Source organism: Streptomyces sp. NBC_00576 (genome assembly GCF_036345175.1).
Lineage (GTDB): Bacteria > Actinomycetota > Actinomycetes > Streptomycetales > Streptomycetaceae > Streptomyces.
Genome location: NZ_CP107780.1, coordinates 9,339,237 through 9,364,541, shown reverse-complemented (window position 1 = coordinate 9,364,541; position 25,305 = coordinate 9,339,237). Strand labels below are relative to the sequence as shown.

The 25,305-nt window shown below is 71.4% G+C and carries 24 protein-coding genes and 1 pseudogene; 12 read left to right on the top strand and 13 right to left on the bottom strand.

All coding sequences use genetic code 11. The features are described from left to right. Window positions 1–33 precede the first annotated feature (33 nt). From OG734_RS40920 to OG734_RS40910, 3 genes are all read right to left on the bottom strand, one after another. Window positions 34–921 carry a hypothetical protein gene (locus tag OG734_RS40920; RefSeq protein WP_330292441.1) on the bottom strand — a complete coding sequence of 296 codons (888 nt, stop codon included), beginning with the start codon at window positions 919–921 and terminating at the stop codon, window positions 34–36. 139 nt (window positions 922–1,060) lie between these two features. Then, window positions 1,061–2,587 carry a hypothetical protein gene (locus OG734_RS40915; protein ID WP_330292440.1) on the bottom strand — a complete coding sequence of 509 codons (1,527 nt, stop codon included), beginning with the start codon at window positions 2,585–2,587 and terminating at the stop codon, window positions 1,061–1,063. Window positions 2,588–2,709: 122 nt separating this feature from the next. Beyond that, the gene (locus OG734_RS40910) at window positions 2,710–3,405 is read right to left on the bottom strand and encodes a GntR family transcriptional regulator (RefSeq protein WP_330292439.1); all 696 of its coding nucleotides are present in this window, start codon (window positions 3,403–3,405) and stop codon (window positions 2,710–2,712) included. 166 nt (window positions 3,406–3,571) lie between these two features. Between OG734_RS40910 and OG734_RS40905 the strand changes: the two genes are divergently transcribed. The 5 genes from OG734_RS40905 to OG734_RS40885 are packed head-to-tail and all read left to right on the top strand — an operon-like array spanning window position 3,572 to window position 7,983. Beyond that, on the top strand, window positions 3,572–4,891 hold the full coding sequence (locus OG734_RS40905; RefSeq protein ID WP_330292438.1) for an MFS transporter: 1,320 nt from the start codon (window positions 3,572–3,574) through the stop codon (window positions 4,889–4,891). Beyond that, the gene (locus tag OG734_RS40900) at window positions 4,888–5,709 is read left to right on the top strand and encodes a putative hydro-lyase (RefSeq protein WP_330292437.1); all 822 of its coding nucleotides are present in this window, start codon (window positions 4,888–4,890) and stop codon (window positions 5,707–5,709) included. The genes OG734_RS40905 and OG734_RS40900 overlap by 4 nt, the downstream gene beginning before the upstream one ends. A 23-nt stretch (window positions 5,710–5,732) precedes the next feature. Further along, window positions 5,733–6,485: a LamB/YcsF family protein gene (locus OG734_RS40895; RefSeq protein ID WP_330292436.1), complete on the top strand. Its 753-nt coding sequence runs from the start codon at window positions 5,733–5,735 to the stop codon at window positions 6,483–6,485. Between the two features lie 14 nt (window positions 6,486–6,499). Next, entirely contained in the window at window positions 6,500–7,117 is a 618-nt protein-coding gene (gene pxpB, locus OG734_RS40890; RefSeq protein WP_330293971.1) for a 5-oxoprolinase subunit PxpB, read from the top strand. Next, window positions 7,114–7,983: a biotin-dependent carboxyltransferase family protein gene (locus OG734_RS40885; RefSeq protein WP_330292435.1), complete on the top strand. Its 870-nt coding sequence runs from the start codon at window positions 7,114–7,116 to the stop codon at window positions 7,981–7,983. The genes pxpB and OG734_RS40885 overlap by 4 nt, the downstream gene beginning before the upstream one ends. Window positions 7,984–8,196: 213 nt before the next feature. On the opposite strand, the pseudogene OG734_RS40880 reads toward OG734_RS40885, so the two are convergent. From OG734_RS40880 to OG734_RS40860, 5 genes and pseudogenes are all read right to left on the bottom strand, one after another. Continuing rightward, window positions 8,197–8,484 (bottom strand): annotated as a pseudogene (locus OG734_RS40880) (SGNH/GDSL hydrolase family protein); the annotation flags it as partial. Window positions 8,485–8,551: 67 nt separating this feature from the next. Then, a complete protein-coding gene (locus OG734_RS40875) occupies window positions 8,552–9,763 on the bottom strand; it encodes a glycosyltransferase (RefSeq protein ID WP_330292434.1) in 1,212 nt (403 codons plus the stop codon). Further along, on the bottom strand, window positions 9,760–10,884 hold the full coding sequence (locus tag OG734_RS40870) for a glycosyltransferase family 4 protein (protein ID WP_330292433.1): 1,125 nt from the start codon (window positions 10,882–10,884) through the stop codon (window positions 9,760–9,762). Before OG734_RS40870 ends, OG734_RS40875 begins: the two co-directional genes overlap by 4 nt. Window positions 10,885–11,023: 139 nt before the next feature. Continuing rightward, window positions 11,024–12,442, bottom strand: coding sequence for a HEAT repeat domain-containing protein (locus OG734_RS40865; protein WP_330292432.1), 1,419 nt, complete (start codon window positions 12,440–12,442; stop codon window positions 11,024–11,026). A gap of 301 nt (window positions 12,443–12,743) precedes the next feature. After that, window positions 12,744–13,136 (bottom strand): ankyrin repeat domain-containing protein, encoded by a 393-nt coding sequence (locus tag OG734_RS40860; protein ID WP_330292431.1) that lies wholly within the window; start codon window positions 13,134–13,136, stop codon window positions 12,744–12,746. 266 nt (window positions 13,137–13,402) lie between these two features. Here OG734_RS40860 and OG734_RS40855 point away from each other — a divergent pair, with 266 nt between their 5' ends. Both OG734_RS40855 and OG734_RS40850 read left to right on the top strand, forming a co-directional pair. After that, window positions 13,403–13,597 carry a hypothetical protein gene (locus tag OG734_RS40855; RefSeq protein WP_103549671.1) on the top strand — a complete coding sequence of 65 codons (195 nt, stop codon included), beginning with the start codon at window positions 13,403–13,405 and terminating at the stop codon, window positions 13,595–13,597. Window positions 13,598–13,634: 37 nt separating this feature from the next. Beyond that, entirely contained in the window at window positions 13,635–15,182 is a 1,548-nt protein-coding gene (locus OG734_RS40850) for a hypothetical protein (RefSeq protein WP_330292430.1), read from the top strand. A 13-nt stretch (window positions 15,183–15,195) separates the two neighbouring features. On the opposite strand, the gene OG734_RS40845 is transcribed toward OG734_RS40850, so the two are convergent. Continuing rightward, entirely contained in the window at window positions 15,196–16,695 is a 1,500-nt protein-coding gene (locus OG734_RS40845; RefSeq protein WP_330292429.1) for an SCO1417 family MocR-like transcription factor, read from the bottom strand. A gap of 108 nt (window positions 16,696–16,803) precedes the next feature. Here OG734_RS40845 and yczE point away from each other — a divergent pair, with 108 nt between their 5' ends. From yczE to OG734_RS40825, 4 genes are all read left to right on the top strand, one after another. Continuing rightward, entirely contained in the window at window positions 16,804–17,457 is a 654-nt protein-coding gene (yczE, locus tag OG734_RS40840) for a membrane protein YczE (RefSeq protein WP_330293970.1), read from the top strand. After that, window positions 17,454–18,221, top strand: coding sequence for a glycerophosphodiester phosphodiesterase (locus OG734_RS40835; RefSeq protein ID WP_330292428.1), 768 nt, complete (start codon window positions 17,454–17,456; stop codon window positions 18,219–18,221). Before yczE ends, OG734_RS40835 begins: the two co-directional genes overlap by 4 nt. Before the next feature lie 43 nt (window positions 18,222–18,264). Next, the gene (locus OG734_RS40830; RefSeq protein WP_330292427.1) at window positions 18,265–19,626 is read left to right on the top strand and encodes an MFS transporter; all 1,362 of its coding nucleotides are present in this window, start codon (window positions 18,265–18,267) and stop codon (window positions 19,624–19,626) included. Window positions 19,627–19,894: 268 nt separating this feature from the next. Further along, the gene (locus OG734_RS40825) at window positions 19,895–20,269 is read left to right on the top strand and encodes an RNA polymerase-binding protein RbpA (RefSeq protein ID WP_003977404.1); all 375 of its coding nucleotides are present in this window, start codon (window positions 19,895–19,897) and stop codon (window positions 20,267–20,269) included. Window positions 20,270–20,442: 173 nt separating this feature from the next. Here OG734_RS40825 and fxsA read toward each other — a convergent pair whose 3' ends face one another. From fxsA to OG734_RS40805, 4 genes are all read right to left on the bottom strand, one after another. After that, on the bottom strand, window positions 20,443–20,994 hold the full coding sequence (gene fxsA / locus OG734_RS40820; protein ID WP_330292426.1) for an FxsA family membrane protein: 552 nt from the start codon (window positions 20,992–20,994) through the stop codon (window positions 20,443–20,445). A 91-nt stretch (window positions 20,995–21,085) separates the two neighbouring features. Further along, a complete protein-coding gene (locus tag OG734_RS40815; protein ID WP_330292425.1) occupies window positions 21,086–21,880 on the bottom strand; it encodes a polyprenol monophosphomannose synthase in 795 nt (264 codons plus the stop codon). 536 nt (window positions 21,881–22,416) lie between these two features. After that, window positions 22,417–24,033, bottom strand: coding sequence for an amidohydrolase (locus OG734_RS40810; protein ID WP_330292424.1), 1,617 nt, complete (start codon window positions 24,031–24,033; stop codon window positions 22,417–22,419). 127 nt (window positions 24,034–24,160) lie between these two features. Further along, on the bottom strand, window positions 24,161–24,601 hold the full coding sequence (locus tag OG734_RS40805) for an Lrp/AsnC family transcriptional regulator (protein WP_053740313.1): 441 nt from the start codon (window positions 24,599–24,601) through the stop codon (window positions 24,161–24,163). A 266-nt stretch (window positions 24,602–24,867) separates the two neighbouring features. On the opposite strand from OG734_RS40805, the gene OG734_RS40800 reads away from it, so the two are divergent. After that, complete coding sequence (locus OG734_RS40800) at window positions 24,868–25,305, top strand: hypothetical protein (protein WP_330292423.1); 438 nt, start codon at window positions 24,868–24,870, stop codon at window positions 25,303–25,305.

Genomic DNA, 25,305 nt, shown 5'->3' with positions numbered 1-25,305 from the left:
GGAGTTCGGGTGTGAAGGGAGCCATAGCGGCGGTCAGGAGTGGTGGAAGGGCAGTCCGGCGTCGGCCACCAGCTCCAGGTCGTCGGAGTCCTCGGCGGGCAGCAGCGTCGGTGTCCCGTCGGTGACCGGTACGACGCCCAGCTCCAGCAGCTCGGCCATGGCAGCGTTGCCGGCCATGTCCCGTACCTGAAGCTGGTAGCGGGCCGTCGTCCGATACGTACCGCCGTTGTCGTCACCGGTGCGCTGGAGGAAGCCGGAGTCGGTGAGGAACACGACGGCCTTGCCGACGATGCCGGTCGTCGAACCGGCCGGTCTCCGCGCGTCCTTGGTGACCCCCGTCGCGCTGCGCCTCATCCAGATCCGCCAGGCGGCCTCGAGTCCCGGGGCATCAGTGACCGGGTCGGTGTTCTCGCCCTGTGTCTCTGCCCGCTCCTCCAGCCGTCGACAGGCCTGCCGTACGAAGGCCTCGACCCCGTTGACGGTGACGCGCCCGATGTAGCCGTCGTCCGCGAGATCCTCGGGGCGCGGAAACGCCATGGCGGCAACGGCCAGGTGGGCGAGCCCGTGCAGAAATCGGTCCGAGCCGTCGGCGGACGTACGACGGGCGTAGTCCCCCATCCGTACGGCGAAAACAGAGTCCTCGGCAGCGGTCACCGCCATCCCCGCGCGCGGGGACACCTCCAGCACGACCAGCCCCAGCCCGGCAGCCACGGCATCGGCGAGCCGGGCGAACGCCGAGTCCTCGCGGTAGCGCCGCAACAGCTCGGCGTACTCCTGATCGCGGGCGGCCTGAAGCTTGGGCTGCAGCCCAAAGGCAACCAGCCGCGCGGCATCAGCGGCATCGCCGGGAGTGATGACGGCAGCGGCGGCAGTCGGCGCAGCGACAGCCTCCGGCTCACTCCGGTCGACGTGCTCGTTCACGACTGAGACTCCTTGGGGCACTGATGAACGGACGTGCGGACAGGCGCCCCTTCAGGGGCGCGGGGCTGCGACATGTGCGGCTCCGCCGCGTGGGCGCGACAACCCCCCACCGGCCGCCGGTCAAAGAACAACCCGCAGTTCACGCCGCCTCCTTACGGTCCGCAGCCATCCCCACCGCATCCAGCAACGCCATCCCCACTATCAGATCGGCGCCCCCGAACTCCGGATCGTCCAACTCCGTCCCGTCATCGACAGCGAACAACAACTTCTCCTCGCCCTGCCGATAAGCCGTCCCCACCGGCGGGCTGGCGGCATGGACAGCCAACAAAGCCACCAGATACGGAAGTTCCGCATCCCGAAGACGCGCCTCGGCCAACAACCCCGACAACCGCCGAGGCGCGTCCGCGGGCAGATCCAGCAACTCCATCGCCGCCGCCAACTGCTCCTCGCTGAACCGGCTGTCGTCCGGCGTGGCGATCAGGTCCGGCTCCGGCATCTCCGCCCCGAGATGCTCCCGCTCCACCGGTGGCGTCAGGAGTATGTCCACGAGGTCGCCGACCCGGACCGACACCGGTGTACGAAGTCCCGTCCCGCGTGCGAAGAACGCGTCCGTGACCCGCACCGCCCCCTCAAGAGGCAACGGCAGCACAGGGGCGACCAGATGGCCGTACAGGTCGATCCCCGAGGACGTCATCGGCGTCGCGAAGGCCTGCCGGTCCTGCTCCGCGCGGAACAGCGGTCCCGCCTCCAGCAGCCGGGACTGGAGCTGAGTGTGCCGGCGGATGCAGTCCTTGACGATGTCGACGAGTTCGGCGGCGCGCCGCTTCTGCTCCGGGTCCTCGGACTCGTCACGGGCCTTGCGGATGTTGGTCAGGATCGCGTTCTCATGGCGATACCGGTCGGCGACATGGTCGAGCGCCTCGGCGATCATGTCGGGAACGGTCTGGAGCCAGTCCACCGCGCGCACGTTGCGCCGGGTCGCGTCCAGCGCTCTGCGCAGGGTCTCCGAGTACTGCACCGTCCGGTAGCGGGCCTGCTCCGCGGCGAGCTGGGCGTCGGCCAGCCGGCCCCGGCTGATCAGCACCTCCAGCTTGACCTCGGCGGCGATCTGGGCGCTGGTGACGTCGGTGTCGAGGGCGCCGACAAGTACGTTGACCGCTTCGTCCGTCGTACGGAGGTAGACGCTTCCGCCGTATCCCGGGACCTCTTCGATCAGCTTGAAGTCGTAGTCCCGGCGCACATACGTGCCGTCCGGTGCGAACGTGCCGTATACGGCCCGGAAGCCTCGGTCGACGCTGCCGACGTTGATCAGGTTCTCCAGGACCCAGCGGGCGACGCGCTCGTGCTCGGTGACGGGCCGCTGCGGGGCCTGGGCGGCGATGCGCGGGATGAGGCGGGCGACGATCTGGTCGTGGTCGGCGCCCGTGTCGAAGTCCATGTTCAGGGTGACCAGGTCGATGGCCGCGAGGGCCACCTCCGCCATGCCGTACACCGAGTACTCGCCGGCGAGATTCGCCTTGCGCGCGTCCAGGTCGTGGAGCGGGGCGGTGCAGGCGAGCGCGCGCAGGCGCCGCGCCAGGCCCTCGTCGGCGGCCGGGCCCGGAGCAGGGCGCGGCCCCGCGCTGAGCTGGGGCGGAACGCTGTCCGTCGATGCAGGCGAAGTCACGGTGCACAGACTAGGTCCTCGGTCTGACAACGGCCCAAACGACTCAGAAGCGACCCGCTGTCACCCCGCCACCGTGGCGTTCGCGCCCTGTGGAACGCCGCAGGTCCCGAACCCCGTACCGCCTACCCGTTCTCGCCGACCCGCCGCCGGTAGACCTCGACGACGCGCTTGAGCGAATCGTCGAGATAGACCGAAAGCAGCCCCTCGGCACGCTCCCGATCACCCGTCTGGAGGGCTTGCAGTATCTGCTGGTTGCGCGCGAGATAGGGCTCGTGCAGGCGCCGCGGGTCTTCCACGACGTGGAAGGCGAGGCGCAGTTCGGCGAAGACGCTGCGCATCAGTTCGTCGGTGCGGGCGCTGCCGGCCAGCGCGACGAGTTCGCCGTGGAAGTGGATGTTGGCCGTACCCAGCCCTTTCCAGTCACCGTCGCGCGCCGCCTGCTGCCCTTCCTCGACGGCCGCGGCGAGGTTCTCCAGGGCGTACGGCGGCTCGCCGAGACCGCGCACCACGGCGCACTCGACGAGGGCGCGGGTGCGGTAGATGTCCTCGACGTCCTCGACCGTGAGGACCCGGACGAAGACGCCTCGGTTGAGCTCGTGGATCAGCAGGCGTTCGTGCGTGAGCAGCCGGAACGCCTCGCGCAACGTGTTGCGGGAGACGCCGAGGGCGCCGCCGATGCTGTCCTCGGAGAGCCGGGTCCCGGGCGGGAAGTACCCGTCGGCGATACGGCTTCTGAGGATGTCCGACACCCGCTCGGCGGTGCTGGTGCGTCCGAGGAGCGCGCGGTCGTCGGCCAGTCCCGTCAGCTGCTCTGCCATGCCCGGAATTCAATCGTAGATACAAGAACGAAACAACACGGGTATTGAAGGATCGTTCAACGATCCTCTACCTTGCTGAACAGGCGCCGTCGGATCCACGCGGTGCCGACCTCTTCCGCACCGCTCATCCCTGAAGCACCCTCCGTCCCTCAACTGCGAGGTGCACATGAGCACGACCCCTCCACCGCAGGCCCTGACCGCCGACCCCCACCCCGGCCTGGGTGAACCCGCCGTCGACGAGGGCGCGTTCGCCTGGCTGCGGGCGCTGGGCCCGCGGGGTCGCCGAGCTTTCGGCGGCGCGTTCGGCGGCTATGCCCTGGACTCGTACGACTACTTCACGCTGCCGCTGAGCATGGTGGCGCTGTCCGCCTACTTCGGTCTGAACAGCGGCCAGACCGGGCTGTTCACCACCGTCACCCTGGTCGTCTCCGCGGTCGGTGGCGCCGGAGCGGGCGTGCTCGCGGACCGGATAGGCCGGGTCAAGGCGCTGATGATCACGGTGATCACGTACGCGGTCTTCACCGTCGCCTGCGGCTTCGCGCCCAACTACGAGACACTGCTGGTGTTCCGTGCCCTCCAGGGACTCGGTTTCGGCGGCGAGTGGGCCGTCGGCGCGATCCTGGTGGCCGAGTACGCGAGCCCGAAGCACCGCGGTCGCACGCTCGGCGCGATCCAGAGTTCCTGGGCCGTGGGCTGGGGACTGGCCGTGATCGTCTACACCACGGTCTTCTCGTTCCTCGACGACGACCTGGCCTGGCGCGTGATGTTCTGGACCGGCGCCCTGCCCGCGCTGCTGGTCATCTGGGTGCGGCGCTCGGTGCACGACGCGCCCCAGGCGGTCGCCGAGCGCGAGAAGAACCCCAAGAAGGGCTCGTTCGCGGAGATCTTCAGGCCCGGCACGCCCGAGGCACCAGGCCTGCTGCGCATCACGATCTTCGCGGCTCTGCTGTCCACCGGTGTCCAGGGCGGCTACTACACCCTCGCGACCTGGGTGCCCACCTACCTGAAGACGGAACGAGGACTGTCGGTCGTCGGCACCGGTTCCTATCTCACGTTCCTGATCTCCGGAGCCTTCATCGGCTATCTGACCGGGGGATACCTCACCGACCGGCTCGGCCGCAAGCGCAACATCTGGCTGTTCGCGGTCCTCTCGGCGCTGTGCATCCTCGCCTACGCGAACATCCCCGACGGCTCCAACACCCTTCTCCTGGTGCTCGGTTTCCCGCTCGGGTTCTGTATGTCGGCGATCTTCAGCGGCTTCGGCTCCTATCTGAGCGAGCTGTACCCGACCGCCGTACGCGGCACGGGACAGGGCTTCACCTACAACACAGGCCGGGCCGTCGGCGCCGTCTTCCCCACCACGGTCGGCTTCCTGGCCGACAGTTGGGGCGTGGGCGGCGCGCTGGTCTTCGGTGCGATCGGATACGGCATCGCCGCCCTGGCACTGCTCGGGCTGCCGGAGACCCGCGGAAAGGAACTCCAGTGAACCGAACAGAAGACCGCCCCGTGACCCTCGTCGACGAGCACGCGCACGCGTGGACCCCGAAATCCGCGCGAGCCCGGTTCCGCGCGGGCCTGGCGGGCCCCACGGCGGGCGTCGCGGCCGGCCACACCCAGGCCAACCTGATCTCGGTGCCCGCCGACTGGGCGTACGACATGCTGCTGTTCTGTCAGCGCAACCAGAAACCCTGCCCGGTCCTGGACGTCACGGACACCGGCTCCTGGACCACCGTCCTCGCCGAGGGCGCGGACCTGCGCACCGACCTGCCGCGCTACCGGATCTGGCGGGACGGCGAGCTGGTGGAGGAGCCCACGGACGTGCTCGCCCACTGGCGCGACGACCTGGTGACGTTCCTCATCGGGTGCAGCTTCACCTTCGAGTGGGCCCTCGTCGAGGCGGGCGTCCCGATCCGGCACATCGAGCAGGGCCGCAACGTCCCGATGTACGTGACCAACCGCCAGTGCCGGCCCGCCGGGCGGCTGCACGGTCCCATGGTGGTGTCCATGCGCCCGGTTCCGCCGAAGCACCTGGCGGCCGCGATCCGGGAGAGCAGCCTGCTCCCGGCGGTGCACGGCAGCCCCGTACACTGCGGCGATCCGTCAGGGCTCGGCATCGATGATCTCGGCCGTCCGGACTTCGGCGATCCGGTGGACCTCGCGCCGGACGACATCCCGGTGTTCTGGGCCTGTGGAGTGACCCCTCAGGCCGCGGTGATGGCGTCCCGCCCGCCCTTCGCCATCACGCACGCGCCGGGCCAGATGTTCCTCACCGACACCCGCGACGAGCAGTACCGCGTCGCCTGACCGGAGCGTGACAGGAGTCCCGGATGATCGACCTCAACGCCGACCTCGGCGAGGGCTTCGGCCGCTGGCGGCTGACCGACGACGAACAGCTGCTGTCCGTCGTCACCAGCGCCAACGTGGCCTGCGGCTTCCACGCCGGGGACGCCCCCACCATGCGGCGGGTGTGCGAACTGGCGGCCGAACGCGGTGTACGGATCGGCGCCCAGGTCTCCTACCGCGACCTCGCGGGCTTCGGGCGGCGCGCGATGGACGTGCCGCCCGACGAACTGACGGCCGAGGTGGCCTACCAGATCGGCGCCCTGGAGGTCTTCGCGCGGGCAGCGGGCACGCGCGTGTCGTACGTCAAGCCGCACGGCGCGCTCTACAACCGCGTCGTGCACGACAAGGAGCAGGCGGAGGCTGTGATCGGCGGCGTGCTCCTGGCGGACAAAGGCCTGCCGGTCCTCGGGCTGCCGGGCTCGCGTCTGCTGGAGCTGGCCGAGGCAGCGGGCCTCCCGGCCGTCCCTGAGGCGTTCGCGGACCGCGCGTACACCGAGGAGGGCACGCTCGTGCCGCGCGGCCAGGACGGGGCCCTGGTGACCGACCCCGAGGCCGTCGTGGCACGCTCCGTGACCCTCGCCCGGACCGGCGTGGTCGCGTCGCGCTCCGGGACGCCCCTCGCGATCCGCGCCCGCTCCCTGTGCGTCCACGGCGACACGCCCGGCGCTGTGGACCTGGCCCGCCGGGTTCGCGCGGGACTCGAGGCGTCGGGTGTCCGCGTGGAGGCCTTCGTATGAGCGGGACGAGCGGTATGAAGGCCCTGCCTGTCGGCGACGACGCGCTGCTGGTCGAGGTGTCCTCCGGCGAGGAGGCTCAGGCCCTGCACGCGGAACTGCTGCGCCGCCGCGCGGAGGGCACCTTGTCCGTACGGGAAATCGTCCCCGCGGCCCGTACGGTCCTCCTCGACGGCCTCGCCGACCCCGTCCGGCTGGCTTCCGAACTGACCGCCTCCGAGGTGCCACCGGCGCTCCCCCGCACCCAGGACATCATCGAACTCCCGGTCCGCTACGACGGTCCGGATCTCGCCGACGTCGCCGCCCTGTGGGGCGTGTCCGAGGAGGCGGTGGCACGCGTTCACGCGGACACCGAATTCCGGGTCGCCTTCTGCGGTTTCGCACCCGGCTTCGGCTACCTCACCGGTCTCCCGGCGCGCTACGACGTACCGCGCCGGGCCACCCCGCGGACGTCCGTCCCGGCCGGGGCGGTGGGACTGGCGGGCCCGTACACAGGGGTGTACCCGCGGTCGTCGCCGGGCGGCTGGCAGCTGATCGGTACGACCGACGCGGTCCTGTGGGACCACGCGCGCGTGCCGGCCGCGCTGCTGTCGCCGGGCACCCGGGTCCGTTTCGTCCCGGTGGGCCGACGATGACGGATCGCGCGCTCTTCGTCGTACGGGCGGGGGCGCTGACCACCGTGCAGGACCTGGGGCGTCCCGGGTACGCCCATCTCGGGGTGCCCCGCTCCGGGGCCCTGGACGCGTCCACGGCCGCGCTCGTCAACCGGCTGGTCGGCAACCCGTCCGGGGCGGCCGTCCTGGAGACCACCCTCAACGGCTGCACCCTGCGCCCCCGTTGCCCGGTCACCGTCGCGGTCGGGGGCGCCCCCTGCCCGGTCACGGTGGACGGCCGCCCGGTGGCCTGGGGCGCTGCGGTGCACGTACCCGCCGGCGCGCTGCTGGACATCGGGACTGCCCTGTCCGGAGTACGCGGATACGTGGCAGTCTCCGGCGGAGTCGCCGTCGAGCCGGTGCTCGGCAGCCGCTCCACCGACCTGCTGTCCGGTCTGGGCCCGCCACCCCTGACGGACGGCGCGGTACTGCCCCTGGGGCACGCGATCGGCGCTCACGCGCGCGTGGACGTCGTTCCGCAGCCCGCGCCCCCGGCCGAACTCGTGCTCCGGGTGACCGTGGGGCCGCGCGACGACTGGTTCACGCCGGCGGCGCTACGAGCCTTCACCACGTCCACGTACCGGGTGTCCTCCGCGAGCAACCGCATCGGGCTGCGCACGGAAGGCCCTCCCCTGGAGCGGGCCTTCGGCGGCGAGCTCCCCAGTGAGGGCATGGTTCTAGGCGCGGTCCAGGTGCCCCCGGACGGCAGGCCGGTGGTCTTCCTGGCCGATCATCCGACCACCGGGGGCTATCCGGTGATCGCCGTCGTACGCACCGCCGACCTGCCGGCCGCAGCCCAGGCGACGCCGGGCACCCCGATCAGGTTCGTGCCCGTACGCCGTCGCTGAGCCACCCAGCGCCGGTCCGGCGGATCATGCCGCAGACACGGGGCTGCGGCGCCGTGGTTGCCGACTCCCCCTTCGACTCCCCCGCCGCGTCGCCCGCCGCGGAGCGGTTGACGTCGGTCTCTCCTCCGCGTTGCAGCAGGACGCACCAAACCCGCGCTCACCCACGCCTGTCCGGTGCCGTAGCCGTCCGCCGACCCGATCCGCCGGACAGCCCTACGCCACGTCCGGCTCGGCCCGGTGCTCCGTCACCGACAGGGCGGCCAGGGCAGCCGCCACGGCGTGGGACGCCCTCAGGTCGAGGCGGGCGCTGGTGCCCCGCGCGCGGTGGCGAACCTCGTGGGCGGCGAGCCGCAGGAGCTGCGGCAGCAGGTCGGTGCACCGACGCGCCACCCAGCCCGTGCCCGCGGTGGCCAGCCAGCGCAGGCTGGCCGACCGGGTGGGCGCGGGACATTCCGGCGCGGCCGACGGACCCGCCCCGCCCGAGACCGCCCGCCGCGCCACCCGCCGTCCACGGGATCGCCCACACCCTCGGTCAGTGAGTCGCCGAGCGCCACGAACCGCAGCGGTCTCATCCGACACCCTCCGATACGACGGGCCGCACGGGCGAATCATCGGCGGACCGCACCACCGCGTCGTGTGCCGCGAGGAACGCCTCGACCGCGGCAGGCCAGCCGAAGCACTCCGCCCGCGCGCGTGCGTTCTCGCGGCGCTCTCGCTCGGGCCGCCCCAGCAGCAGCCGTACGGCGTCCGCGAAGGCCTCTCCGTCGTCGGCCGCGACAGCCCCGGCGGACCCGATCACCTCGGGCAATGCGGAGGACGCGCTGACGACCACGGGTGTCCCGCAGGCCATCGCCTCCAGCGCGGCCAGACCGAACGTCTCCGCGGGCCCGGGCGCCAGACACACGTCGGCGGACGCCTGGAGCCCGCCCAGCAGTGCCCGGTCGGCAACGTGCCCGAGGAAGACGACCGGCAGCCCCCGCTCGCGTGCCCGCTGCTCCATACGGGCCCGCAGCGGCCCGTCCCCGGCCACCACCAGCCGTGCCCGCTGTCCGCGCCGCAGCAGCGCCTCCAGGGCGTCCAGGGCCGTACCGGGCCGTTTCTCGACGGACAGCCGGGAGCACATCACCAGGAGCACCTCGTCCCCGCGCGCGTGCACGGCCCGCAACTGCGGGTCCCGCAGCGACGGGTGCCGCCGGACCAGGTCGACGCCCAGCGGGGCCCTTACGACATTGCGCGCACCGATCCGCACGAACTCCCGCTCGGCGAACTCGGTGGTGCACACCACGCGCGCGTAGGTGTGTGCCGTGCGGACGTTGAGCGCGTCGGCGGCGCGCCGGGAGAGGGTCTCCGACAGGCCCCAGGTTCGCAGGACGCCGTCGGCGGTCTCGTGGGAGACCATCACCGCGGGGACGCGGGCCCGGCGCGCCCACTTGCCGGTCCACCTGAGGGTCGTCCGGTCGGACACCTCCAGGCGGTCCGGCGCGAGTTCCTCCAGCAGGGCGGCGACGCGCCGCTTGTCCGTGAGTACGCGGTAGCCGCCGGTGCCGGGCAACAGCGGGCCGGGCAGGGTGATCACGCGTCCCTGTTCGGTGTCCCGGTCGCTCGCCTGCTCACCGGGGACGATCAGTACGGGTTGGTGACCGGCGGCCCGGTAACCGGCGCCCAGTTCACGCAGCGCGGTGCGCAGCCCGCCCGAGGCGGGGGCGACGAAGTTCGCCAGCCGGACTATGCGCAGCGGTCCGGTCGCAGCGGTCGTGCCGCGTGGTGCCTCGGCGTTCACGCGGCCACCGCCGTCCGCGCGGTGAGGATGTCGGCGTAGTGGCCGACGAGCTGGTCGCCGACAGCCGCCCAGGTGCGGTCCTCGACCATGGCCCGGGCGGCGGCGCCGTACGCGGCCCGCAGCGCCGGGTCGCCGGCCAGGGACCACACCGCGTCCCGGACGGCGGCCGCGTCGCGCGGCGGAACCAGCAGCCCGGTGCGCCCGTGGGCGACCAGGTCCAGCGGTCCGCCGGCGGCGGGGGCGACGACGGGCACACCGCTCGCCATGGCCTCCTGCACGGTCTGGCAGAAGGTCTCGAACGGGCCGGTGTGCGCGAAGACGTCCAGCGAGGCGAAGATCCGGGCGAGTTCGTCGCCGGTACGGCGGCCCAGGAAGACCGCGCCCGGCAGCTGCTCGCGCAGTCCCGGCTCGCTGGGTCCGTCGCCCACGACGACGACTCGTACGCCGTCCAGCGCGCAGACCCCGGCGAGCAGTTCGACCTGTTTCTCGGGGGCGAGCCGGCCGACGTAGCCGACGAGCAGCTCGCCGTTCGGGGCGAGTTCACGGCGAATGGCCTCGTCCCGGTGTTCGGGGCGGAATCGCACGGTGTCCACCCCGCGCTGCCACAGCTTCACCCGGGGCACGCCGTGCGACTCCAGGTCGTGCAGGGCCGCGCTGGACGGCGCGAGGGTGAGGTCGGCGGCGGCGTGGACGGAGCGGATACGGCGCCAGGCGGCCGCCTCACCCGCGTGGACGTACGTGCGGGCGTATCCGGCCAGGTCGGTCTGGTAGACGGCCACGGCGGGGATGCCGAGCCGGGCGGCGGCGGCCATGCCGCGTACGCCGAGGATGAAGGGGCTGGCCAGGTGGACGATGTCCGCGCGGTGCTCGGTGATCGCGGCGGCGACGCGTCGGCTGGGGAGGGCGACGCGGACCTGGGGGTAGCCCGGGAGCGGCAGGGAGGGGACACGGACGACGGGGCACGGCGCCGAGGCGTCGGGCCCGTTCCCGGCGGCGGTGGCCGGGGCGACGACGAGGGGAACGTGACCGCTATCGACGAGGTGCCGGGCGGTCTGGAGCGCGCAGTGGGCCACGCCGTTCACATCGGGGGGAAAGGATTCGGTCACGATGACGACACGCATAAGGGTGTTGTCGCCGTACTGGACGTGCCCGCGTCAACGTCGATCTTTCCGGACGGGGAACGTCCCATGAGCGTTGCGCACCGCCCCCTCGCGGGTCGGCGCGCGTCCACGCACTCCTGGTCCCCGGGTCATCCCCCGTTCATACGGCGGTGCTGTCGGGCCCGATCCGGCTTCGTACAGCTGTCTGGACCTCGGCCTCCTCGGCCGGGTCGGCGGCGAGCCGGCGCAGCTGGTCGACGACCCTGGCGTCGCCGGTCTCGGCGTGCCGGGCGGCGACCTCGCGGGTGGTCTCCTCGCAGTCCCACAGGCATTCGACGGCGAAGCCCGCGGCGAAGGAGGGGTCGGTGGCGGCGAGGGCCCGGGCGGCCCGGCCGCGCAGATGGGACGAGGCGGTCTCGCGGTAGATGTGGCGGAGCACTGGGGCCGCGCAGACGATGCCGAGCCGTCCCGCACCGTCCACGAGGGTCCACAGGGTCGGCGCGTCAGGTCCTTCGCCCCGTACGGCCTCCCGGATCGCGCCGAGGACGAGGTCGCTGTCCCGGGTGCCGCCCAGGCAGGCGAGCATCCGGCCGGCGGCGGCTCCCAGCGGGTCGGGCCGGTGGACCCACCCGCGCGCGCGATCCACGGCGGCGATACTGCGCATACGTTCGAATGCGTCGACGGCGGCCTCCACGACGGCCGTCGTTCCGTCGGCGACCGCGCCCTCGATCAGATCGAGGGCATCGGGATCATTGCCGTCCGCGAGATAGCGCAGGGCCGTACACCGGGCACCGTCGCCACCGCTGCGGGCCGCCTCCACGATCTGGGGCCGGTCCTCCGGGCCCGCCACAGCCGTCAGGCACCGAGCGGCGGGCACATGAAGCACGGCACCGCGGTCGATGCCTTGCTGGGCCCACTCGAAGACGGCCTGCACACTCCAGCCCGGTCGGGGCCCGGACGGTCGCATCTGGCGTTGCCAGCGGTCGAAACAGCCGGTCTCCTGAGCGGCACGCACGCGCGTGGAGATCGATTCGCGCGGATCATCGGCCCACAACCGCCAGGGCCGGGGCTCGAACGCGTCCCGCACGACGGCCGCGAGTTCCGCCTCGCCCTCCGTGTCGGTGGCGAAGCGGGCCAGCACCGGGGCGGCGAGGGCGCGCAGCCCCGCGTCGTCGTCCCTGAGCGCCAGTTCGTCCAGCGCCCAGGCCCAGCTGGTACCCGTGGCGGCGTACCTGCGCAGCAGTTCGAGCGCGTCCCGCCTGCCGTAGGAGGCGAGGTGTCCGAGGACCGCGAGGGCGAGCCCGGTGCGTGACTCGTCGGTGTCGAGGATGTCCTCGGCGCCGAAGAGGTGGGCCTCGATCTCGTCGAGCTCGCCATGGAGGTCGACATAGAGACGGGCGTAGTAGAGGGAGCGGTTCTCCACCTGCCAGTCGTGGCGGGGGTCGCGGAGCACGCAGTGGTTGAGTGCCGCGAGCGCGTCGGCCCGCGGTGCGGTGAGCGCGTGCAGCGTGCCGTCGCCGCGGCCCCTCTGGAGCAGGCCGAGCAGCGTACCGCTGGGCGCTATGACCGGATCGAACATGGGAAACAGCCTCACATCAAGCGTCGACGCAACCGGGATCTTGCTTTACCTGGCCGCGTGACAACACGTCGGAGCGCCCGCCGTTTCCTGCTTGCTGTAGACCATCTTCCTCTGCCTCTCGTAGGTGGGCCCATACGGACCGCCTCACGGCCCGCGCGGTGCGGCATCATGTGCCCGGCCATCGCGTCCGTGAATCACGACGTCATGATGACCCGGCTGTTCAAGCTGCCGCGACCGTATTTCCGGCGGCCCCGTTCCGCCTCCCCCGTTTTCCGTGTCCTAGCTGGTCAGTGTGTACGGCTCAGTGCGCGCCGAACAGCTCCAGCAGTTCCGTCTTGCCGAACATCCTGGCGGTGTCGACGGCCGAGGGCATGCCCTCGGCCGGGTTGGCGCCACCCTCCAGGAGGGCCTGGATGACGTCCTGCGCACCCTTGAAAACGGCCCCCGCGAGCGGGGTCTGCCCCCGGTCGTTCACCCGGTCCCCGTCGGCACCGCGCGCGAGAAGCGCCCGGACCGCGTCGGCGTGGCCGTGGTAGGCGGCGAGCATCACCAGCGAGTCGCCGCGGTCGTTGGTGAGGTCGGCCGGGACGCCCGCGTCGACGTACGCCACGAGTGCCTCGGTCTGCCCCTGCCGGGCCAGATCGAAGATCTTGGTCGCCAGCTCCACGACCTCGGGGTCTGGGGCTTCGCTCATCGGCCGGACCACCTCTCGTTACAACCGTACGGGTGAATCGTCAGAGTACTGGCTCGACCGGCACATGACCCGACACCTCCGCGGCAAAGATCAGCCCGCCCGAATGGCACCTAATAAAACGAAATGACGTGGAATGACACCAAACACGTCTGCCATCCGAGTGAAATACGCCGAAATACACCCGCTTGCACCTTTTATCGTATGGATACATGCGGTGATCCTGGAAGAACTCATGGTGACTGTCCCCACCACACCAGGAGATCCTCATGATCCTCTCCATGTCAGGCGTCGTTCTGCTCGGCATCATCGTCTTCCTCTTCTTCAAGAAGGACGGACTCAAGGCGTCGCACGCCTTCGTCGCCGCGCTGTTCGGCTTCTACCTCGCGAGCACCGCCATCGCGCCGAGCATCAAGGCCGGCGGCGAGAGCCTGGCGGGCCTGCTCGGCGGAATCAAGTTCTGACGTCCCTCCCGCCCGCACGCACCTCCAGGAGACAGCAGTGGCCCGGCGCCCCCTCCCCCGCATCCTGAGCAACGGCAGCGCGCAGATCGCCCGGAGCCGGGATCTGGCCCGGACCGCGGCCGACAGCGCCACGGACGTCCTCCATCCGCTGATCACGATCAGCCGGGGTCTTCGCCGACTGGCCACGGCCGGGCGGCGCAGGTGGGCGGACACGCCCAAGGACAAGCGCGGGCCGCTGCTGTTCATGGTGGCCTCAATGGTCCTGGTCGTGGCCCTCGTGCCGTACGGCCCGCTGCTCGCCGTCATCTCGGTGATGGCGGCAGCGGCCTGGCACGGCCGGGACCGCGCCCTGTCGGAGCCCGAGGGCCCCGACGAGTCCCAGACCCAGCGCCTCCAGTCCCTGTATGAGGCGCTGGTCCCCTACTTCTCGACCCCCGACGACCCGGATCCCCTCTACGCCCACGGCGGCGACTGGGAGAAGACCTTCCCCGCGTACGAGTTCGACGGCACGGGCCGGTTCTCGCACCTGATGGTGCGCTACCCGGCGTACTTCACCGACGGCGAGGCCGACTCCCGCGCGCGGATCGAGCAGTTGCTGCACGCCAAGTCGGGCCGGGGCCGCGAGTACCACTTCGCGTGGGACGAGGAGGGCAACCAACTCGCGGTCACCGTCCTGCCGCCCCTCCCCACCGACATCGCCGCGCAGCGCTTCGTCACGTCCCCTGGCGAGACGGTTCTCGGCTTCACCGACCCCACCCAGGTACAGCGCACGCTCCCGCTCAGCCACGGCGAGGAGCAGCGTGACGTCCCGCCGGTCGTCTGGCGCACGGGACCGCGCTCCACCGAACCGCACCTCCTGGTGCTGGGCGAGCCGGGCAGCGGCACCACGACACTCCTGCGCTCGATCGCCCTCCAGGCCCTGCAGTACGGCGACATCCTGATCGTCGACGGCAGCGGCACAGGTGAGTACGCGTGCCTGATCGGCCGGGACGGCGTACTGGCCGTCGAGTGCGCCCCGACCGGAGCTCTCGCGAGCCTCGAATGGGCCGCTCACGAAACGGAACGCCGACTGATCTCGGCCAACCGCGCCCGCCAGGCCGGTGAGCCACTCCCCGACGACGCCCGACGCCCGCTCTGGCTCCTCCTCGACCGCCCCGGGGCCCTCGCCCACCTGGCCGCCGCCGACGGCCGCCCCGACCCCCAGTCCCTGCTCCAGGTCCCCCTGCGCCACGGCCGGGCGGCGAACGTCACGGTCGTGGTGGCGGAACAGTTCGACAGCGCGGACACCCTGAGTGACGCCGTACGACAGCACACACGCGCGCGGGTCGTCCTCGGCCCCGCGTCCTCCACTCAACTGGAGGCGGTCCTGGGCGCACCCCCGCACACCACACCGGTCCCGGTCATGCCCCCGGGCCGCGGCTTCGCCCGTCTCGGCACCGGCCCGGTCCACCGCCTCCAGGTCCCGGCCACCCCGGACCCCCACGACGACGCGACGAGCGACGCACAGCGTCAGGCGGTGCTGGAGTTGCTGCCACCGCGGTCGGACCAGGCACTCGTGAAACACGAACAGGAGCCGGTGGCCTAGCCGGGCCCACCCCTCACGCCACGAAAGAACGGGGGGACTCGGCTCCCCCGGCCCCGCCACTCGCCACAATCCGCGCCGCAGCGGCCAACCGAACAGCGGCCTCGTCCGCCACCGCTCCCCCCACGGTGAACGGCAGCCGCACATACCCCTCGAACGCACCGTCGACCCCGAACCGCGGCCCTGAGGGGACCCGCACCCCCACCCGTTCCCCCGCCTCGGCGATCCGCGACCCCGACAGCCCACCCGTACGGACCCACAGCGTGAGACCGCCCCTCGGTACCGTGAACTCCCAGTCCGGCAGCTCCCGTCGTACCGCCGCGACCAGCGCGTCCCTGTTGTCCCGGGCCTGTTCGCGCCGCATCGCGACTGCCTGCTCCCAACCACCCGTGCTCAGCAACCAGTTGATGGCCAGTTGTTCGAGTACAGGCGTGCCCAGGTCCGCGTAGGCACGCGCGGCGACGAGGCTGCGGATCACGTCCGGAGCCGCGCGCACCCAGCCGATGCGCATCCCGGCCCAGAAGGCCTTGCTGGCCGAACCCACGGTGATCACTGTCGACCCGGCAGGGTCGAATCCGCATACCGGCCGCGGCATCTCGACATCCGGCTCCAGCCACAGCTCGGTCATCGTCTCGTCGGCGACGAGCACCGTGCCCGCCGACCGGGCCGCGTCCACGAGTTGTCGCCGCTGGTCCTCGTCGGCGAGCGCGCCGGTGGGGTTGTGGAAGTCGGCGACGACGTACGCGATCCGGGGCGCGGCCTCACGCAGCACCTGCCGCCAGCGGTCCAGGTCCCAGCCGGCGAGCCCCTCGGCCATCGCGACGGGCACGAGCCGGGCGCCCGCCTCCCGCATCAGCTGCAGGATGTTGGCGTACGAGGGCGACTCCACGGCGATGCGCTCGCCCCGGCCGGAGAACAGATGACAGATCGCGTCGATTGCGCCCATCGCCCCGGTCGTCACCATGATCTGTTCGGGCATGGTGGGGATCCCGCGCGCGGTGTACCGCTCGGCGATCATCGCGCGCAGCGCGGGCAGCCCGGCCGGGTAGTCACCGTGCGTGTGCGCGTACGGGGGCAGTTCCTCCAGGGCGCCTTGGACGGCACGGGTGAGCCAGGGCTCGGGCGCGGGCAGCGCCGCCGTACCAAGGTCGATCACCGAGCCGAGGGCTTCGGGAGGCAGAGGTTCGAGCCCGCGCGCGGGGAGTGGGTTACCCGCGGGTACGGCGGTCCAGCTGCCCGCGCCGCGCCGGGACTCCAGGAAACCCTCGGCGCGCAACGCCTCATAGGCGGCGGCGACCGTGGTGCGGCTGACGGAGAGGGAAAGGGCCAGTTCGCGTTCAGCGGGGAGACGGGCGGCGACCGGCACCCGGCCTTCCAGTACCAGCAGACGGATGCCGTCGGCGAGTGAGCGGTAGGCGGGTGGGCGGCGGGTACCGGGACCCGCGGGGCGGTCCTGCTGGGAGGTGAGCAGCCGGGCGAGCTGCGCGGTACCCACCGCCGAAGTCCACTGCACCATGCAGATCAGTCCACCTTCCCCGAATTGGCCATGGATACGATCCGATCCCAAGCCACAGGGTGTCATGTGCCAGGCCACTACCACCACAGGGGGCAGCTCGTGAGTTCGTTGTCAGCGCAGGACCGTCTCGGCCGACGGTTGATCCAGCTGTACGCCGGTCTCGCGCTGTACGGCGCCAGCTCGGCCCTGCTCGTCGAGTCGGGTCTCGGTCTGGAGCCATGGGGCGTACTGCACCAGGGGCTGGCCGAACTGACCGGGCTGACGATCGGCGTCGTGTCGATCTTCGTGGGCGCCGCCGTACTGCTTCTGTGGATCCCCCTGCGCCAGCGCCCAGGCCTCGGCACGGTCTCGAACGTCTTCGCCGTCGGCCTGGCCATGGACGGCACGCTCGCCCTGGTACCCGACGCGCACGGTCTCGCCGCCCGCGTCCCGCTCCTGGCGGCGGGCATCGTCCTCAACGGCGTGGCCACCGGCCTGTACATCGCGGCGAGCTTCGGCCCGGGCCCGCGCGACGGCCTGATGACCGGCCTGCACCGGCTCACCGGCCGCTCGATCCGGCTCGTCCGTACGGCGATCGAGGTGGCGGTGGTGGCGACGGGCTTCGCCCTGGGCGGCACGGTGGGGATCGGTACGGTGCTGTACGCGGTGGCGATCGGACCGCTGGCCCAGCTGTTCCTGCGCGTGTTCGCCGTCCCGGCGGCATCGGACGGCAGCTCGGCCGTTGCCGCCGGTCAACCGGAAGAGGCGATACTGCGACCGTGACCACGCGGATACGTCATCCCTACCTCGACCATCCCGGCCCGATCCCCTTCGCCCATCGGGGCGGGGCGGCGGCGGGGCTGGAGAACACGATGCTCCAGTTCCGGCGGGCGGTCGAGGCGGGCTACCGCTATCTGGAGACCGACGTGCACTGCACGGCGGACGGAAAACTCGTCGCCTTCCACGACTCGACGCTGGACCGGGTGACGGACGGCGGCGGCCTGATCGCGAACCTCCCCTGGGCCGACGTACAGCACGCGCGCGTGGCGGGCAGCGAGCCTGTGCCCCTCTTCGAAGACCTGCTCGAAGCCTTCCCCGAGGCGCGCTGGAACATCGACGTCAAGGCCGAGCCCGCGCTGCGCCCCCTCCTGGACCTGATCGAGCGCACCGGCTGCTGGGACCGCGTCTGTGTCGGTTCCTTCTCCGAGGCGCGTGTGGTGCGCGCCCAACGGCTCGCAGGTCCGCGCCTGGCGACCTCCTACGGCACCCGGGGCGTCCTCAACCTGCGACTGCGCTCATGGGGCGTGCCCGTGGGGGTGCGCCGCTCCGCGGTCGCCGCACAGGTTCCTCAGGAGCAGTCGGGCATCCCGGTGGTCGACCGGAGCTTCGTGCGCTCCGCCCACGCGCGCGGACTGCACGTCCATGTGTGGACGGTGAACGATGCCGATCGCATGCACCGGCTCCTGGACCTGGGAGTCGATGGCATCATGACCGATCACATCGACACGTTGCGCAAGGTTCTTGAGGACCGGGGCACCTGGTTCTGACTCCCCGTGCGCACTGTCTCCACGGGGAAAGCGAGGGGCACGGGTGGGCACCGACACCGTGCGGAGCGAGGCTGCCGACGAGGCCGCCGGGCGCCGCCGCGAGCAGCGCGGCTGGTATTTCTACGACTGGGCGTGCTCCGTCTACTCGACGAGCGTGCTCACCGTGTTCCTGGGCCCCTATCTGACGTCGGTCGCCGAGGAGGCGGCCGACGCGGACGGGTTCGTGCACCCCCTGGGCATACCGGTCCGCGCCGGTTCGTTCTTCGCGTACTCGGTGTCCCTGTCGGTCATCGTGGCCGTGCTGGTCATGCCCGTGGTGGGCGCCGCCGCCGACCGCACCGGCCGTAAGAAGCCGCTTCTGGGAGCCGCCGCCTATGTGGGCGCCACGGCGACGGCCGGCATGTTCTTTCTCGACGGCGACCGCTATGTGCTCGGCGGGCTGCTGCTGATCGTCGCCAACGCGGCCCAGTCCGTGTCGATGATGCTCTACAACTCCTACCTCCCCCAGATCGCCCCCGTCGAGGAGCGCGACGCCGTCTCCTCGCGCGGCTGGGCGTTCGGCTACGCGGCCGGCTCACTGGTCCTCGTCGTCAACCTGGTGCTGTACACGGCCCACGACTCCTTCGGCCTCTCGGAGGGCATGGCCGTCCGCATCTGTCTGGCCTCGGCGGGCCTGTGGTGGGGCGCCTTCACCCTCGTACCGCTGCGCAGGCTCCGCGACCGTCGGACGGCCACCGAGGAAGGCGCCACGAAGGAGGCCACCTCCCCGGGTCTGCGACAGCTCGCGGCGACGGTCCGGGACATGCGCCGCCACCCGCTCACCCTCTCCTTTCTGCTCGCCTACCTCGTCTACAACGACGGCATCCAGACCGTGATCTCCCAGGCGTCGGTGTACGGCTCGGAGGAGCTCGGGCTCGGCCAGTCCACGCTCATCGGGGCAGTGCTGCTGGTGCAGGTGCTCGCGGTGGCGGGGGCACTGGGGATGGGCCGGCTGGCCCGCGTGTACGGGGCCAAGCGGACGATTCTCGGATCACTGGTGGCGTGGACGGTGACGCTGGCGGCCGGGTACTTCCTGCCGGCCGGCGCGCCGACGTGGTTCTTCGTGCTGGCCTCCGGGATCGGCCTGGTCCTCGGCGGCAGCCAGGCGCTGTCCCGGTCGCTGTTCTCACATCTGGTGCCGCCCGGCAAAGAGGCCGAATATTTCTCGGCGTACGAGATGAGCGACCGTGGAATGAGCTGGCTCGGCCCGCTTCTGTTCGGGATCACCTACCAGCTGACCGGAAGCTACCGGGACGCGATCATCTCGCTCGTGGCCTTCTTCGTCATCGGGTTCGCGCTGCTCGCGCGGGTTCCGGTGAAGCGGGCGATCCGCGACGCGGGCAATCCCGTTCCCGAAAGGATTTAGCATCAGCGGCAAAAGAGCGGTAGTGTACGCCGTTGGCCTGCCAGGCGTACCGTTACTGCGCGTCAAAGATGACGAAACGCTGGGTCACATCTGTTTGTAGATGTGACAAACCAGGCACTGGTGGGTACAACAAGAGGCAGCTACGACGGCGACGCATAACCCCGAAACGGGACACGGGACGGGAATCTTTACCGCCGACCGGACGTTGACCGGATGACGACGACAGCGACACCTGTCCTGTGGGCGACAAGCCCGGGAGGCACGATTCATGAGTGAGCGAGCTCTTCGCGGCACGCGCCTCGTGGTGACCAGCTACGAGACGGACCGCGGCATCGACTTGGCTCCGCGCCAAGCCGTGGAGTACGCATGCGAGAAGGGCCATCGTTTTGAGATGCCCTTCTCGGTGGAGGCGGAGATTCCGCCGGAGTGGGAGTGCAAGGTCTGCGGGGCCCAGGCACTCCTCGTGGACGGCGACGGCCCTGAGGAAAAGAAGGCCAAGCCCGCGCGTACGCATTGGGACATGCTGATGGAGCGGCGCACCCGAGAGGAACTCGAAGAGGTCCTTGAGGAGCGACTGGCCGTACTCCGCTCCGGAGCGATGAACATCGCGGTACATCCGCGGGACAGCCGCAAGTCCGCGTAGCCCTCCGGGGGCTGGGCGGCATACACAGCACGCGTGATACCGCAGGTGCCGTACGTGAGGTTTGCGTACGACGCCTGCGGTTTCGCGTTTTCGTGCCGGTGAGTGGGGGGTCTAGGGGCTACGCTCCTAGACCCCCCATCCCCCTGCGGTCTCGTCCTCGAACGCCGGACGGGCTAGTTGTTCGTGCCCTCGTCCCGGACGACCTCACCCTGGACCACCTTGCCGTCCGGGCGGTGCATACGGGCCTGCTGGAAGGCTTCGCCCAGGGTGCCCGGGTTCGCCTCCCTCAGCTTGCGTTCGAAAGTGCGCTCCGCGTAGCGGCTGATCGCCTTCTGGAGCGGCGGGATCAGCAGGAGCAGGCCCACCGCGTCCGAGATCAGGCCGGGCAGCATCAGCAGCAGACCGCCGAGCATCAGCAGGCCGTTGCCCTCGCTGCCGCCGGGGCGGGCCTCGGTTGCCGTCGGCATGCCGCCCTGCTGCTGTTGCAGCGTCTCCGTGAGGTTGCGGAAGGCCCGGCGGCCGGCCCGCTTGATGACCACGGAGCCGAGCACGAAACCGGCGACCAGGAGCAGGAAGACCGTGAAGCCGCTCGCCGCGCCGGCGACCACGGTCAGCAGCCAGATCTCCAGCACCAGCCAGGCGGCGATGCCCAGCGGCAGGAAGGTGCGCAGCCGGGAACGCCGCGGCCGGGCGGGGTACGTGGGGGTCGGTGCGCCAGTCGTCATACGTCCAGTGTGCCTGGGCCGGGCTCAGCACAGGATAAGAGGATGATCAACGGAGCCTGTGAAGTCGTACGGGCATACCCGGGAGGGACCGTTACGGCTTCCTGGTCTTGCCTCGGACCTTGTTCACTCGCTCCCCCACACCCCACATCGTGACCCGCCAGAGCGCCTCGACCATGATGTCCCGGCTCATCTTGGAGTCGCCGTGTTCGCGCTCGACGAAGGTGATGGGCACCTCGACCACGTGATAGCCGGTCCTGATGGCGCGGCGGGCCAGATCGACCTGGAAGCAGTAACCCTGCGAGGCGACCTCGTCGAGGCCGAGGCCTTCGAGGGTCTCGCGGCGGAAGGCGCGGTAGCCGCCCGTGATGTCGCGGAGGGGGAGGTCCAGGGCGATCCGCGAGTAGAGGCTGCCGCCACGGGAGATGAACTCGCGGGTCTTGGGCCAGTTGACCACCCGACCGCCCGGCACCCAGCGGGAGCCCAGGACCAGGTCTGCGCCCTTGAGGGCGGTCAGCAGGCGGGGCAGTTCCTCGGGCTGGTGCGAGCCGTCGGCGTCCATCTCGATCAGGACGCCGTAGCCGTTCTCCATACCCCAGCGGAAGCCCGCGAGGTAGGCGGCTCCGAGGCCCTCCTTGCCCTTGCGGTGCAGCACCTGGACCTGATCGTCCTCGGCGGCCAGTTCGTCGGCGAGCTTGCCGGTGCCGTCGGGGCTGTTGTCGTCCGCCACGAGAACGTGGGCATCGGGGACCGCCTCGCGCACCCGGCCGACGATCTTCTTGATGTTCTCCGCCTCGTTGTAGGTCGGAATGATCACCAAAGCCGTGCCGAGCGGGCCGAACCGCCGCCCCTGGGCCTCTGCCGCGAGGGTCCCGTCGCCGTCGTTCACTGCTGCCCCTTCAGTCCGTACGCAGAAGTCCACCATAGTGGCCGCAGCCTGCGTCGACGCGTCAGCACGTGCGTACAGGGGTGTCTATTCGACAAGAGCCGGGTAAGGGAGTCCGCTTCGTCACCTGTGCGCACAGCGGATCGGGGCCCGGCGCCCTTCGGGCCGACCTGGGACCCGCTGGCTGCGGGTCGACCGAAAGCCGTTGTCTACTGGACGTCCGGGCCCCACCCGGGTCACACCTTGCCGACCGGGTGGAACGTTCCGTCGCCGTGGCGCGGGCGCTGAGCCTGGCTGCCAGTGACGGTGCGCCGGTGCGGCACACCATCCCTGACCCAGCGGCGCTGCGGCGACTGCGCGGAAGTTCCCCGGTCGGGCGTCCGGTGGTGGACCCGGCAGAACCTACCGGCCGTCTGCCATCGGCTGTCAACAGCTGCTTGGCCTGCGGTTCTTTCCTCAATTACCTGGTCAGCGCCGGGGACACGCAGATCGCGCGACGGCGTGTCGGCCACCGATCCGTACCCCTCCGCCCCGGGAGATCACTCGCCCGGGCGTACGAACACCGTCCGGCCGCCGACCACCGTGCGCAGGCAGACGGGGAGGTCGGTGCCCGGGGTGAGGTCGGGCAGCCCCGGGGTCCCGGAGCGGGGGTCGGTGGACCAGCGGGCGACCCGGTCGTCGGGGGCCTGGACCACCAGGGCGTCGGTGCGCCACAGGGCGTAGTCCGCGGGCGCGCCCGGCACCAGGACACCCGCGTCGTCGCGTCCGACGGCCCGCCAGCCGCCTCGGGTATGGGCCGTGAACGCCGCGCGGACCGAGATGCGGTGCTCCGGAGTGCGGTGGAAGGCCGCGGCGCGGACCGTGCCCCAGGGGTCGAGCGGGGTGACGGGGCTGTCGGAGCCCAGGGCGAGCGGGACGCCGGCCTTCAGAAGGGCCGCGAAGGGGTTCAGGGCACGAGCACGGTCGGCGCCCAGACGCTGGGCGTACATGCCCTCCTCACCGCCCCACAGGGCGTCGAAGGCGGGCTGCACCGAGGCGGTGAGGCCCAGTTCGGCGAAGGCGGCGATGGTCTCGGGGGTGAGCATCTCGGCGTGCTCGACGCGGTGCCGGGCGGCGCGGACACGGGCCAGGCCGACCTTCTCGGCGGCGGCGCGCACGCCCTCGACCACGGAGGTCACGGCGGCGTCCCCGATGGCGTGGAAGCCCGCCTGGAGGCCCGCCTCGGTGCAGGCGAGGACATGAGCGGCGACGGCTGCGGTGTCCAGGTAGGCGGTGCCCGTGTGGCCGGCCTCGTCACGGTACGGCTCGTGCAGGCAGGCGGTGTGCGAGCCGAGGGCGCCGTCGACGAACAGGTCGCCGGCGGCGCCGATCGCACCAAGGGCGCGGGCCTTCTCCACCCCCTCTTCGCCCTGCTCGGCCCAGTAGCCGACCACTCGCGGGCCCGGCTCCTCGGCGGCGAGGCGGAGCAGCCCGGTGAAGTCGTCCTCCGAGGAGATCTCCGGCCCCGCGCACTCATGGACGGAGGCGATGCCGAGCGAGGCGGCGCGCGCGAGGGCGGCCCGCTGGGCCTCGATGCGCTGTGCCGGAGTCACCGCGCCAAGGGCAGCGGCCCGGACCTCGTGGTGGGCGTCGCCGGTCAGTGGGGCGTCGGGGCGGCCGGTGTCGCCGCGGACCAGGTCGAGGAGTGCCGTCGTCACGACCGCCGAGTGGACGTCGATGCGACTGAGGTACAGCGGGCGTCCGCCAGCGGCCTCGTCCAGCTCGGCACGGGTCGGCGGGCGGCCGCCGGGCCAGCGGGCGGCATCCCAGCCGTGACCGAGGAGGACACGGTCGGCGGGGCGGGCGGCAGCGAACGCGCGTACGAGGGCGAGGGCCGCGTCCAGGGACGGGGCGTCGGACAGGTCGAGGCCGGTGAGCGCGAGGCCGGTGGCGGTGGTGTGCACGTGTGCGTCGGTGAACGCCGGGGTGACCAGGGCGCCGTCGAGGTCGATCACGTCGTCGGCCGCGCCCGCGACAGCGTCCGCGGCGCCTTCCGAGCCGACCCAGGCGATGTGGCCGCGCTCGACGAGCATCGCGGTAGCGAAGGGGTCGGCGGGGCTGTGGACTTCGCCGCCTCGGAGGAGGACGGTTTCGGCGGGGGCGGGGCGTTCACTCATGGAGCCAGTTTCCCGCGTGACCACGCCGCCGCTGCACCTGGGGGCTGTTGTCGCGGTGCCCGGCGCTGTCGGCTGTGCCCGCCCTCCCGCATCGCCCCAGCGGAACGACTGCCCGCCGCCACGTGTCTCAGATCTTGGGCGGCCGTGCCTCGTACGGTGTCGACAGGACCACCGTCGTGCGGGTCGAGACACCCGCCAGGGTGCGCACCCTGGCCAGCAGTTCCTCCAGCTCGTGGGGGGTCGCGACGCGGACCTTGAGGATGTAGTTCTCCTCGCCCGCCACGCTGTGGCAGGCCTCCAGTTCCGGGACGTCCCGAAGGCGTTCCGCGATGTCGTCCGGGGCGCTGGGGTCGAAGGGTTTCACCGAGATGAAGGCCGTCATGGGCAGCCCCACGGCCTCCGGGTCGACGACCGCGGCGTAGCCGCGGATGACGCCACGCTGTTCCAGCCGGCGCACCCGCTGATGCACGGCAGACGTGGACAGGCCAGTGGCCTTGCCCAGGTCGGTGTAACTCATCCGCCCGTCCTTGACGAGCAGCTGCACGATCTGTCGGTCCAGCTCCTCCATGGCGCAGAACCTACAGTGCGGTTGATCTCCTCCGATACCTGAGCGGTGCAGGTCATGCCCTGTTCGTGATGTGACCGAGGTGCCCTGTGCGCCGGACGAGGGACAAAAGCATCGCCACGGGCACCTGCGAACGGCATGTGACGAACGCCACAGCCCTCGAACATGCTCCGTGATGGTCTCGTGATTACCGCCGAGACCGGGCGGGAAGTGCTTGCTGTGGTCGAGGCCGCAGCGCCTTGTCGGCCCAGCCCGAGGGGGAGTTACCCATGCAGAGTCTTAAGCGCCCTGGTCGCACCGCGCCCAAGAGGCCCCAGTTGGTCGTCGAACCCGAGCCGGAGGGTGTCGAACCCGACGCGCTCGACGGCGAGGAACTCGACGATTACGACACCTTCGAGATGTTCCGGGTGATCTGCCCGGACTGCACGCAGCCCATCGCGCTGCTCGCGGACGAGGAGATCCTGCCGGAGCACGCGCTGTGCGCGTCGCCGTGGAACCCGTTCGGGCTCACGGTCTGCGCCGGTACGGGCCGCGCGGCGGGCGACGCCCGGTCCGCGGACGAGCTCGCGGAGGCCCAGGAGCAGCACACCGCCCTGCTGTTGACGCTCCCTCAGGGGCTCGACTGGCGGACCCAGCCGTTCTCGCACGTCGGCGGCCCGGCCTCGCGCCCGATGCGGGTTCCCGTTATGCGGCGCCACGCCGCCTGA